General features: G+C 74.1%; 10 protein-coding genes. 3 read left to right on the plus strand and 7 right to left on the minus strand.

Annotation, left to right across the window (positions count from 1 at the left end):
- Positions 1 to 660 carry an acyltransferase gene (locus AB0442_RS34915; RefSeq protein ID WP_366167595.1) on the minus strand — a complete coding sequence of 220 codons (660 nt, stop codon included), beginning with the start codon at positions 658 to 660 and terminating at the stop codon, positions 1 to 3.
- A gap of 104 nt (positions 661 to 764) precedes the next feature.
- Positions 765 to 1,805 carry a glycosyltransferase family 2 protein gene (locus AB0442_RS34920; protein ID WP_366167596.1) on the minus strand — a complete coding sequence of 347 codons (1,041 nt, stop codon included), beginning with the start codon at positions 1,803 to 1,805 and terminating at the stop codon, positions 765 to 767.
- A 645-nt stretch (positions 1,806 to 2,450) separates the two neighbouring features.
- Here AB0442_RS34920 and AB0442_RS34925 point away from each other — a divergent pair.
- On the plus strand, positions 2,451 to 3,893 hold the full coding sequence (locus tag AB0442_RS34925; protein WP_366167597.1) for an LCP family protein: 1,443 nt from the start codon (positions 2,451 to 2,453) through the stop codon (positions 3,891 to 3,893).
- A 72-nt stretch (positions 3,894 to 3,965) separates the two neighbouring features.
- On the opposite strand, the gene AB0442_RS34930 is transcribed toward AB0442_RS34925, so the two are convergent.
- The 4 genes from AB0442_RS34930 to ssuE all read right to left on the minus strand — a co-directional run bounded on the left by AB0442_RS34930 (position 3,966) and on the right by ssuE (position 8,881).
- Positions 3,966 to 4,532, minus strand: a complete 567-nt coding sequence (locus tag AB0442_RS34930) for a hypothetical protein (protein ID WP_366167598.1) — start codon at positions 4,530 to 4,532, stop codon at positions 3,966 to 3,968.
- Positions 4,533 to 4,696: 164 nt separating this feature from the next.
- A complete protein-coding gene (locus tag AB0442_RS34935) occupies positions 4,697 to 7,222 on the minus strand; it encodes an FtsX-like permease family protein (RefSeq protein WP_366167599.1) in 2,526 nt (841 codons plus the stop codon).
- A 64-nt stretch (positions 7,223 to 7,286) separates the two neighbouring features.
- A complete protein-coding gene (locus AB0442_RS34940) occupies positions 7,287 to 8,075 on the minus strand; it encodes an ABC transporter ATP-binding protein (protein WP_344622072.1) in 789 nt (262 codons plus the stop codon).
- A gap of 251 nt (positions 8,076 to 8,326) precedes the next feature.
- Positions 8,327 to 8,881 carry an NADPH-dependent FMN reductase gene (ssuE, locus tag AB0442_RS34945; RefSeq protein WP_366167600.1) on the minus strand — a complete coding sequence of 185 codons (555 nt, stop codon included), beginning with the start codon at positions 8,879 to 8,881 and terminating at the stop codon, positions 8,327 to 8,329.
- A gap of 401 nt (positions 8,882 to 9,282) precedes the next feature.
- Here ssuE and AB0442_RS34950 point away from each other — a divergent pair, with 401 nt between their 5' ends.
- Positions 9,283 to 10,635 (plus strand): LCP family protein, encoded by a 1,353-nt coding sequence (locus AB0442_RS34950; protein ID WP_366167601.1) that lies wholly within the window; start codon positions 9,283 to 9,285, stop codon positions 10,633 to 10,635.
- A gap of 118 nt (positions 10,636 to 10,753) precedes the next feature.
- Positions 10,754 to 11,281, plus strand: a complete 528-nt coding sequence (locus AB0442_RS34955) for a hypothetical protein (RefSeq protein ID WP_344622075.1) — start codon at positions 10,754 to 10,756, stop codon at positions 11,279 to 11,281.
- A gap of 26 nt (positions 11,282 to 11,307) precedes the next feature.
- On the opposite strand, the gene AB0442_RS34960 is transcribed toward AB0442_RS34955, so the two are convergent.
- On the minus strand, positions 11,308 to 11,403 hold a 96-nt coding region (locus tag AB0442_RS34960), incomplete at its 5' end, for an acyl-CoA dehydrogenase family protein (RefSeq protein WP_157849844.1).

Genomic DNA, 11,403 nt, shown 5'->3' on the forward strand with positions numbered 1-11,403 from the left:
TCAGGCGGACGGTCCGTCCCCGCTCTCCGCGAGCGGGGACAGCAGGCCGTCCGCCTCCGCGTACCGCTCGCCGGTGCGCGGGCAGCGCCAGACGCCCGCGCCGGCCGGCTCCAACGGCTCGCCGGCCCGGCCCACCCACTTGATCCGGCGGGCCGGCACCCCGGCCACCAGCGCGAAGTCGGGGACGTCGCGGTGCACCACCGCACCGGCCGCGACCAGGGCCCAGCGGCCCACCGTCACACCGGCGACCAGCACCGCGCGGCCGCCGATCGAGCAGCCGCGGCGGAGCGTCACCCCGCGGGCCTGCCAGTCGTCGCCGCGCTTCAACCGCCCGTCGGGGTCGACCGAACGCGGATAGAGGTCGTTGGTCAGCAGCGCCGCCGGGCCGACGAAGACGCCGTCCTCGACCACCGCGGGCTCGTAGACCAGGGCGTGGTTCTGCAGCTTCACCCGGTCGCCCAGGCGCACGCCGGGACCCACGTAGGCGCCCCGGCCGATGATGCACTCGGCACCGATCTCGGCGTGCTCGCGGACCTGCGCGAGGTGCCACACCGTGCTGCCGGGGCCGATCACGGCCCGCTCGTCGACGTCGGCCGTCGGCTCGATCCGGACGTCCGCGCGCCCTCCGGTGCCGTCCGCCGCCCCCTCGGTGATCCCCATGGCGCCGAAGATAGCGGCGGCGGGCCCGGCGGGGAGGCGTTTTCGCCCCGGCCCCGGGGTGCCGGGGCGGGCCGCGGGACGGCGGCCGGCCCGGCGGGGGCTGGTCAGGCGTTCTCGGTGCGCGGGGCCATCGGCTCGGGACGCTTGCTGGCGATCACCCGGCGGGCGAGGCTGCGCGGCGAGGTGAGGAAGCCGAAGCCCCAGCTCATGTGCATGGTCGCGAGCGCCACCGGCAGCTGGAGCCGGGCCCTCGCGGACAGCCCGCGGCCCTCGCGGACCGAACCGGCGAGGATGCCCAGCACGTAACCGCCCGGGACGACCAGGAACACCGGGTGGACGGCCGCGCCCAGCACCAGGCCGGCCAGGCAGGCGAGCAGGGCCGCCGGCGGGGCCAGGTAGCGCAGGTTCACCGAGCCGCGGTGGTAGCGGGTCACCACCCGGCGCCAACGGCCGTAGTCCTTGTACTGCTTGGCGAGCGCCCGCACGCTGGGCCGCGGCCGGTAGGTCACCTTCAGCTGCGGGGTGAACCAGATCAGGCCGCCGTCCTGGCGGATGCGGTAATTCAGCTCCCAGTCCTGGGCGCGGATGAACTCCTCGTTGTAGCCGCCCTGCTGCTCCAGCACCTCGCGACGGAAGACCCCGAGGTAGACCGTCTCGGCCGGGCCGGCCAGGCCGCCGGTGTGGAAGGCCGCGTTGCCGACGCCGATCTTGGAGGTCATGGCGGCGGCGACCGCCTTCTCCCACTCGGTCTCGCCCTCGGCGTGCATGATGCCGCCGACGTTGGCGGCGTCCATCTCGCCGAGCAGCCGGACGGCGGTCGCGATGTAGCCCGGCGTCAGCAGACCGTGTCCGTCGACCCGTACCACGATCGGGTGGCGCGAGCCGCGGATCGCGGCGTTCAGCGCGGCCGGGGTGCGACCGGTGGGGTTGGGCACCGTCTTGACCCGCGGGTCCTCGGCGACCAGCTCGGCGGCGATCTCGTCCGTCCGGTCGGTGGACGGGCCGAGCGCGATCACCACCTCCAGATCACCGGCGTACTCCTGTTTCAGGATGTGCCGGACGGCGGTGCGCAGGTGTCGTTCCTCGTTGAGCACCGGCATGATCACGGAGACCGCCGGCAGCTCCTCAGCAGCCTTGGTGTTCATCGCGCCCACCGTACCGGCGCGGCCCGGGCGGTGTCAGGCGAGGGTCCTCCGGCCGCCCCGACGGGGGCCCCGCCGGGGCCGGCAGGTGCCCGACGGATGCCCGGATCCGCCGGGTGGAACGTTCCGCCGGGGCGGGTGACGGGCGGCGTGCCGTGGCACGGACGGCCTTGCCGCGGGCCTACCATCCCGAAGATGCCCACCTCGCGCCGTCCCGGACCGCCGCCGCCCCGCCGCGCGCGCGGGCACCCCGGCGGCCAGGGCGGCGGAGCCCGCGGGAACACGGGCCAGAACGGGGCGGGTCAGAACGGGGCGGGCCGCGGTGGCGCTGGTCGCGGTGGTGCCGGTCGGGGCGGTGCCGGTCGGGGCGGTGCGGGCCACGGCGGTACCGGGCGGGACAGCACCGGGCGGCAGGGCCGGGGGCGGGGCGGCGGGGCGGGCCTCGGGGGTGCAGGTTTCGGGGGTGCCGGCGGACGTGGCGGGGCCGGCGGACGTGGCGGGGCCGGCGGCAACGGCGGACGCGGCGGGGCCGGCGGCAACGGCGGACGCGGCGGGCCCCGGGGCGGCGGGCGCGGCGGTTCCGCTCCCCCACCGGCCGCCGGGCGGCGGCGGAGCGGCGGGTTACGCCGCTGGGGCCGCAGGGTCACCGTGGGCCTCTCGCTGGCCGTGCTGGCCACCTCCTGCGGCGGCTGGGTGGTGCTGCACGGCCTGGGTGACGCGATCCAGCGGGTCGACGCCATCGGCGGCGGCTCCGACCGGCCCGCCGACGAAGGGCTCACCACCTTCCTGGTGGCCGGGACGGACGAACGGGAGGGCATCCCGGAGAACACCCTCAAGAACGTGCTCCACGCGGGCGGCGAGTCCTGCCACTGCACCGACACCCTGATGGTGGTGCAGCTCGCCGACAACGGCGGCCGGGCCACCGTGGTCAGCATCCCCCGCGACTCCTACGTGGAGATCCCGGCCCACCAGGACCCGGCCACCCACCGCCAGGTCCCCGCCGCCAAGGGCAAGATCAACGCGGCGTACGGGATGGGCGGAGCCCCGCTGACCGTCCGCGCCGTCGAGCAGGCCACCGGCCTGCGGATCGACCACTACCTGCAGATCAACTTCCTCGGTTTCGTCAGCGCGGTGGACGCGCTCGGCGGGGTCGAGGTGTGCACCGCCAAACCCCTCAAGGACCCGTACTCGGGACTGGACCTGCCGGCCGGCACCAGCCGGCTGGACGGGGCGGGCGCCCTCAAGTACGTCCGGGCCCGGCACGTCGACGGCAGCTCCGACCTCGGGCGGATGCGCCGGCAGCAGCGGTTCGTCGCCCAGCTGCTGCGGCAGGCCACCACGCAGGACGTGATGCTCGACCCGGCCCGGCTCGGCACGGTGCTCGGCAGCGCGCTGGAGGCGGTCAAGGCCGACAAGGGGCTCTCCACCGCGGCCCTGCTCGACTTCGCGAGCCGACTCAAGGACCTCTCCGCGGCCTCCGCCGACTTCGCGACCGTGCCGGTGTCCGACGTCGACCACCAGGTCCCCGGGTGGGGGTCGACGGTGCTGTGGGACACCAAGGCCGCGAAGGCGCTGTTCGACACCGTCCGGCAGGGGAGGCCGCTGACCGGGCACGCCGCGCCGTCGCCCTCCGCCTCCCCCGCCGCGGCGACCGGGGCGCCCGCTGCGGCCGGGACCGTCCCGGCCGGACAGATCCGGGTCCAGGTGCTGAACGGCACCGGCCTCACCGGCCTCGGGTTCCGGGTCGACGAGGAGCTGCGCCGGGCGGGGTTCGCCACCACCGGCACCCCCTCCAACGCGGACGCGGTGACCACGCGCACGGCCGTGCGCTACGACCCGCGCTGGGACGAGTCGGCGAAGACCCTCGCGGCGGCCCTGCCGGGTGCCGAACTCGTTCCCGTCCCGGGCCTGGGGGCGACCCTGCAGGTCGTGGTGGGCGGCGACCACCGCGGACCGGCCGCCCCCTCCGGCGCACCCTCCTCCCCGGCCCCCGCGGCGGCCCCGGCCTCGCCGTCGACGTCGGCGCCCTCGTCGGCCTCGCCCGGGCCCGCGGTGGCGGCGGAGACGGGCAGCGAGATCAGCTGCGGCTGAGCGGCGGTGCGGGCGGGCACCCAGGCGCGTCGTGCGTGTCGGACGCCAAGACGTACCGGGTGATCAGGGCTGTTACAGGAAGCGGCAGCCCAGCGTGACCAGTACCAGGACGGCGAGCGAGAGCCGGTTCAGCAGCAGCTGCGGCCGGCCGACCGCCGAGGCCGGCAGGACCTCGGCCGGGCGGCGCTGCGGGGATCGGGCCGACGCGGAGACCACGTCGGCCATGCTCCCGCGGGCCGACGCGCCCTTCACCTCGTCCCAGCTCCAGCGGCGTGCCCGCAGGGCCGAGGTCAGCACCAGACCGTCGCGGTCCTGACCGATCTGCCAGGTGAAGTCCCTGGAGAAGGCGAGCAGCGCCATGAGCGCTCCGCCCAGCGGGACCACCAGCCCGCCCCACCAGCCGGGGTGGGTGGCATCGGCGGCGTAGAGGGTCGACATCACTCCGACGACCGGGCCCACGGCCCGGCGGGCCACCAGCGGCATGCCGACCACCCGGGCCGGCTCGCGCCGACCGTCCGCGGGCGTCTCCTCGCCGGACGCGGCCGCGCTGTCGGCGGCCCGGGCTCCGGCAGCCGGGGCAGCGGTGGTGGCAGCGGTGGTAGCGGCGGCCGGGTCTACCGCGGGAGACGTCTCTGACATGCGGCGATGATGGCAGGTGCCGCTGCGGTGGCCGCGGGCAGGACCGCCCGGGGGCGCGGCGGCACGGCGTGCCGGATGCACCGAAGGGAACGCCGAAGGGGCCGAGCACTCGGCCCGGCCCCTTCGGTTCCGCGGATGTACCGCGGCCCCCGTCGGTGGTGCGGTCAGTCGGTGGCGATGGCCGCCAGGATGTTCATCCGCCCCGCCCGGAAGGCCGGGAGGAGGGCGGCGAGGAGGCCGACCACCGCCGAGGCGACCAGGATGCCGACGATGGTGCCGACCGGGACGGTCAGGATGTCCAGGCCCTGGCCGGCGAGCACCTCGCGGGAGGTGATGCCCCAGGCGAGGCCGAGGCCGGTGCCGAGCAGCGCGCCGAACACCGCGATCACCACGGACTCCAGACGGACCATCCGACGCAGCTGACGGCGGGACAGGCCGATCGCCCGCAGCAGGCCGATCTCGCGGGTCCGCTCGACCACCGAGAGGGCGAGCGTGTTGACCACGCCGAGGACGGCGACCACGATCGCGAGGCCGAGCAGGCCGTAGACCATGTAGAGCAGCTGGTTGACCTGCTGCTGGATCAGGTCCTTGTAGCCGGCCTGGTCGCGGACGCTGATCTGCGGGTAGGCCTCCAGGGACTTCTGCAGGGCGGTCAGGGTCTGGCCGGGGTCGGCGCCGGGCGCGGCCTTGCCGTACAGCTGGATGCTGGTGGGCAGGTCCTTCTCGGGGACGACCTTGGTGACCGTGTCGGTGTTGACGATGTAGGCGCCGGAGAACAGCGACTCGCCGGAGTCGACGATCTGGCCGACCGGCAGCGACTGGGTGCGGCCGCGACCGTAGTCGACCTTGACCGAGTCACCGATCTTGACCTTGTGCTGGGTGGCCCAGTCCTGGGGGACGGCGATGCCTCCGTCGAAGGCGGCGGTGATGCTGCCGGCGGTGGACTTGAGGCGGAAGTCCTCGGCAAACGTCCGGGTGGCGGCGACCAGCTTGGTCTCGGTGTCGGTGCCGTCCGGGGCGGTGACCTTCGCTGGCACCTCCTTGGCCTCGGTGAGGTGGGCGAGGCCCGGGGTCGCCTTGGCGGCGGCGACCATGGCCGGGGTCAGGGTGGTGCCGGGCCCCTGGCCGGCGACGATGTAGTCGGCGCCGACCGACTTGTCGATCTGGGCGTTGGCCGAGCTGACCATCGAGGAGGTCACCACGGAGGCACCGGTGACCAGGGCGAGGCCGATCATCAGGGCGGCGGCGGTGGCGCCGGTACGACGCGGGTTGCGCATCGCGTTGCGCTGGGCGAGCTTGCCGGACGGACCGAACAGGGCCGGCAGGAAGGCGCCCAGCACCCGGATGATGCCGGTGGCGAGCAGCGGGCCGATGACCACGAAGCCGATCAGGCTGAGCAGCACGCCGAGACCGAGCCACTGGCCGCCGGTGGCGGCCTTGTCGGCGCTCGCGGCGGCAACCAGGCTCGCCGCGCCGAGGCCGGTGACGACCAGGCCGACGACGATGCGGATCCGGTTGGCGGAGGCCTCGGCCGGGGTGCCGTGGTCGCGCAGGGCGGCCATCGGGGAGATCCGGGCGGCGCGGCGGGCCGGGAACCAGGCGGCGAGCAGGGTGATCAGCACGCCGACCGCGTAGGAGGCGGCCGGGACCGTCCAGGTGATGTCCAGCGAGGAGGCGTCGAGGTTCATCCCGACGGCCTTCATCAGCTGGATCAGCAGGGTGGCGAGGCCGAGACCGGCGGCGAGGCCGATGGTGGAGCCGAGCACGCCGAGGATCAGCGCCTCGACCATCACCGAGCGGTTGACCTGCTTGCGGCTGCCGCCGATGGCGCGCAGCAGGCCGATCTCGCGGGTGCGCTGGGCGACCAGCATGGAGAAGGTGTTGATGATCAGGAAGCCGCCGACCAGCAGGGAGATGCCGGCGAAGCCGAGCATGGCGTACTTCATGAAGTTGAGGAAGGAGCCGACGTCCTTGTTGTTCTCGGCCTTCTGCTCGGCGGCCGTCTTGGCGTCGTAGCCGGTGCCGAGGGCGGTGAGGGCCTGCTGCTTGAGCTGGTCGTCGGTGCGGCTGCCGTCGCCGAAGACCTCGACGGTGGTGTAGGCGGTGGTGCCGAGGAGGTCCTGCTGGGCGGTGGGGGTGTCCATGAAGGCCAGCGCCGCACCGGGGTTGGTCGTCCGGAAGGTGACGATGCCGGAGATGGTGAAGTCGTAGTTGCCGCTGCGGGTGATGACGCGCAGTGGGCTGCCGAGCTTGAGGCCGGCCTTCTTGGCGGTGTCGGCGTCGAGCATGATCTGGCCGGCGCCCTTGGGGGCGCTGCCGGAGGTGATGTCGACGGAGTTGCGCGGAGTGTCGACCCAGTTGCCGGTGAGCGTGGGCGCGCCGGAGGTCGGGCCGACCGACTTGTTGGTGGCCGGGTCGACCAGGGTGGCGCTCTGGACGAAGACCTGGCCGAGGGCGGTCTTCACGCCGGGCAGGCCGGCGAGCTTCTGCACCGTGTCGACGGGGACGGTCGCGGGCGCGCCGCCGTCCTGCTCGCCGGCGGTGAGCTTCTCCTTGGCCTGGCCGACGGACAGGTCGGAGGCGGTGGAGGCGAAGAGCCGGTCGAAGGTGCCGGTGGCGGTGTTGGAGAAGACGAGCGTGCCGGACACGAAGGCCACGGACAGTACGACGGCGATCAGTGAGAGGACCATTCGCCCCTTGTGGGCGAAGAAGCTCCGTAGTGAGGTCTTGAGCAGCATCGGTGCGTCCCCCGGCTCAGCTGGTGCGCTTGCCGTCGAAGCGGCGCATGCGCTCGAGGACGGAGTCGGCGGTCGGGGAGTGCATCTCGTCGACGATCCGGCCGTCGGCGAGGAACAGCACGCGGTCCGCGTAGCCGGCGGCGACCGGGTCGTGGGTGACCATGACGATGGTCTGGCCCAGCTCGTCGACCGAGCGGCGCAGGAAGGTGAGCACCTCGGCGCCGGAGCGGGAGTCGAGGTTGCCGGTGGGCTCGTCACCGAAGATGATCTCGGGCCGGGCGGCGAGGGCGCGGGCGACCGCGACGCGCTGCTGCTGGCCGCCGGAGAGCTGGGTCGGCCGGTGCTTGAGGCGCCCGGCGAGGCCGACCGTCTCGATGACCTGGTCGAGCCAGGCGGCGTCGGGCTTGCGGCCGGCGATGTCCATCGGGAGCGTGATGTTCTCCAGGGCGTTCAGCGTGGGCAGCAGGTTGAACGCCTGGAAGATGAAGCCGATCTTGTCCCGGCGGAGCCGGGTGAGCTGCTTGTCCTTGAGGCCGGTGATCTCGGCGTCGCCGATCCAGATGCGCCCCTCGGTGACCGTGTCGAGGCCGGCGAGGCAGTGCATCAGGGTCGACTTGCCGGAGCCCGAGGGACCCATGATCGCGGTGAACCGTCCGCGGTGGATGTCCACGTCGACGGCGTCGAGGGCCGTGACCCGGGTCTCCCCGGCGCCGTAGGCCTTGGTCACCTGGCGTGCGGAGGCGGCGAAGGCGCCCTGCCCGCCCGGCGTCTGGTGGTCATGCACGGCTTTGGCTGCCGTCGTCACTGGGTTCTCCTCGGTACGTCGTCCACCCGTCGCCCCACAGCCTGCCAAGGGCTGCCGGTGCTGCGACATGGTGCAGGCAGCCGTCTTGGAGGTGGGGCCAGCACCACCCCGGAAGGAGGAGCGGGCTGTAGGAACCACGTTAGGAGCGGGCGGGAACCGTCTCGTCCTCCGTCGGGAGGAAGCCGGTTGACCGGGAGATGTACGGGGTGCGGCCGCCCTCCCCCTAGGGGACCGCACCCCCGGTACCAGGGTCAGCCGGCGGCGACGAGTTCCCCGGTCCGCACGAGCGCCGCGGCGAAGGTGTCGACCACCGGTGTGAGCTGCAGTTCCGTCTCCGGGTCGAGGGCGGTGGTGCCGTCCTCCCGGGTGGTGACGTGGCGGTCCAGCACGAACCAGCCCTGGGTGATGTGGGCGGCGCCCATCGAGCTGAGCACCGGGCGCAGCGCGTAGTCCACCGCGAGGACGTGGGCGGGCGAGCCGCCGGTGGCGAGCGGCAGCACGGCCTTGCCGCGCAGCGCGTACTGCGGGAGGACGTCGAGCAGGGCCTTGAGCAGCCCGGAGTAGGCGGCCTTGTAGACGGGGGTGCCTATGACGATGCCGTCGGCCTCGGCGAACAGCTCCAGTGCCCGGGCCAGCGCGGGTTCGGAGGTGTCGGCGGCGAGCAGGGCCTCGGCGGGCAGGCTGCGGGCCTCGAAGGGGACGACCTCGTGGCCGTGCGCGGTGAGGAGGGTGTCGACGTGGCGGAGCAGCCGGGTGGTGCGGGAGGTCGGCGACGGGGAGCCGGAGACGGACAGGACGGTGGCCATGGGTTCACCTCGGGTCGTGGCGGGCCGCTCGGCGGGCGGGTGCCCGGGAAGGCTGCGGCGGGGCCGCGGCGGGGCGCGGCGGGGATCGGAAGCGGTACGGCACGGCACGTCCGGGCCTGGGGAGGCCGGGCGGGCGGTGCGGGCACGGGGTGTCGGCGAACGGTCAGCCACGACAGAGCGAGCGGGCCACGCGCAGCAGGTCGACGTGCCGCCGACGCGTGAGGATCCTTCGCTGTCCCATGGCGACGATGCAAGCACGGGCCGTTTCGGCCGGTCAAGGTTGGTTCCAGCAGGTGAACATTCCGCCGATCCGTCCGCGCCGTGCATCAAATCGGATACAAGGGGCTCCGGGGCGGGGGCCGGACAACTGCGGCGTGCCGGTTTCGGGCATCCTCTCCCACATGAACACGTGGCAGGAGGACCGCCCGGGGGGCGGGGGCGCGTACGGGCAGGGCAACGGCGGGTACCGCCAGGGCGGTGCGGCCGCCGAGCCGCCGCTGCCGCCGGAGCTCAACCCGCGCGGTGCCGGTGCGGGGGCGCCGGGCGGTGTCCAGGGGGGTGCCCAGGGGGGCCACGGCGGGTACGGCGGTCCGGCCGTGCCGCCGCAGCAGCAGGGCTACGGCCGGCCGCCGCAGCAGGACCGCGGGCAGGGGGTGCCCCAGCAGCAGCAGGGCTACGGCCGTCCGGCGGGTCCCGGCGCGCCCGTCCGGCCGGGCGGTCCGGGCGGCCCGGGGCCGGAGGCGCCGGCCGCGGCCCCGCGCTGGCCGCGCAGCCGGAAGATCAAGGTCGGTGCGCTGGCGCTGGTCGGCGCGCTGCTGGTGACCGGCATCGGCACCTACGTGTGGGCCGACTCCAAGCTGAACCACGAGAACGTGCTGGCCCCGTACGACAACCGTCCGGCGGCGGGCAAGGGCACCAACTGGCTGATCGTGGGTTCGGACAGCCGCGAGGGCCTGTCGGACGCCGACGAGGACGCGCTGCACACCGGCTCGGCGCAGGGCAAGCGCAGCGACTCGATGATGCTGCTGCACATCGGCGACAACGGGAACACCCTGATGTCGATCCCGCGCGACTCCTGGGTGACCATCCCGGCGCACCTGGACACCAGCGGCAGCGGCAAGACCGTCCCGGCGGCGACTTCGAAGATCAACGCGGCCTTCGCGCGCGGCGGCGGCCGGCTTCTGGTGCAGACGGTGGAGACCAACACCGGGGTGCACATCGACCACTACGCGGAGATCGGTTTCGCCGGCTTCGTCGGGATCGTCGACTCGGTCGGCGGTGTGGACATGTGCATCGACCAGGCCGTCAAGGACCGGGACTCCGGCCTCGACCTGAAGGCCGGCTGCCAGACCCTGAGCGGCAAGCAGTCGCTCGCCTTCGTCCGCCAGCGGCACCAGATGGCCGACCAGGACCTCGGCCGGATGCGCAACCAGCAGAAGTTCCTGAGCGCGCTGGCGAGCCAGGCCGCCTCCCCGGCGACCCTGCTGAACCCGTTCACCTTCTACCCGATGGTGAGCTCGGGCCTGGGCACCCTGATCGTGGACGAGGACGCCGGCCTGACCGACCTCGGCTCGCTCTTCCTGGCCATGAAGGGCGTCTCCGGCGGTGACGGCAAGTCCATCACCGTGCCGATCGGCAACCCGGACTTCCGCACCCCGACCGGCGAGTCGGCGGTCAAGTGGGACGCGACCAAGTCCAAGCAGGTCTTCGACGCCTTCAAGAACGACACCCCGGTGCCGGACCTGAAGAAGTAGGCGCACCACAGCGCAGTTGCGGCGCCCGTGCGGGGCCGCGCGCCGTCCCGAGGGTGGTGCGCGGCCCCGCACGCCGGTTTCGGGGACGCTGCGTCGCCGCTCCGTCACAATGTGCCGCATGTCTCTGGTGACGTCCTTGATCTACCGCCGCCGCCACCCGCTGCTGGGCCGCCTCGTCCAGGAGGCCCTGGCGCTGTACGGGATGGAGGTGCCGGCCGCGGTGGAGATCGGGCCGGGGCTGGCGGTGTTCCACCGCGGCTTCGGCACGGTGCTGCACCCGTACACCACGATCGGCGCCGGGGTGACGCTCTACAACGGGGTCACCGTGGGCCGGGCCGACCCGTGGGTGCCGCAGGAGAGCAGCGCGATGCGGCGGGTGGTGCTGGAGGACGGCGTGGTGGTCTGCGCCGGGGCGCGGATCGTCTGCAAGGAGGGCGTGCTGACGGTGGGCGCCGGGACGATCGTCGGCGCCAACGCGGTGCTGACCCGCTCCACCGGGCGCGGGGAGATCTGGGCCGGCATCCCGGCGCGCTGCATCGGCCTGCGCGAGCGGCCCGGAGCGGACGGGCCCGGGACGCCGGGGACCGGAGCGGAGCGGCCCGGAACGCCGCAGGTCCCCCGTCCGGCGGGCGGGCGGCTCGCCTGACGGGGGACCTGTCGGGGCCCGGGGGCCTACGGGAGGTTGCGGGCCATGACGATGCGCTGGACCTGGTTGGTGCCCTCGTAGATCTGGGTGATCTTGGCGTCGCGCATCATCCGCTCGACCGG

It is taken from the genome of Kitasatospora sp. NPDC085895, assembly GCF_040702125.1.
In the GTDB taxonomy this organism is placed as follows: Bacteria; Actinomycetota; Actinomycetes; order Streptomycetales; family Streptomycetaceae; genus Kitasatospora; species Kitasatospora arboriphila.

Bases quoted from the DNA above. Each gene is read 5' to 3' on its own strand.
- AB0442_RS34920 (WP_366167596.1), bottom strand. From the start codon at position 1,805: ATGAACACCAAGGCTGCTGAGGAGCTGCCGGCGGTCTCCGTGATCATG.
- AB0442_RS34935 (WP_366167599.1), bottom strand. From the start codon at position 7,222: ATGGTCCTCTCACTGATCGCCGTCGTACTGTCCGTGGCCTTCGTGTCC.
- ssuE (WP_366167600.1), bottom strand. From the start codon at position 8,881: ATGGCCACCGTCCTGTCCGTCTCCGGCTCCCCGTCGCCGACCTCCCGC.
- AB0442_RS34915 (WP_366167595.1), bottom strand. From the start codon at position 660: ATGGGGATCACCGAGGGGGCGGCGGACGGCACCGGAGGGCGCGCGGAC.
- AB0442_RS34930 (WP_366167598.1), bottom strand. From the start codon at position 4,532: ATGTCAGAGACGTCTCCCGCGGTAGACCCGGCCGCCGCTACCACCGCT.
- AB0442_RS34950 (WP_366167601.1), top strand. From the start codon at position 9,283: ATGAACACGTGGCAGGAGGACCGCCCGGGGGGCGGGGGCGCGTACGGG.
- AB0442_RS34955 (WP_344622075.1), top strand. From the start codon at position 10,754: ATGTCTCTGGTGACGTCCTTGATCTACCGCCGCCGCCACCCGCTGCTG.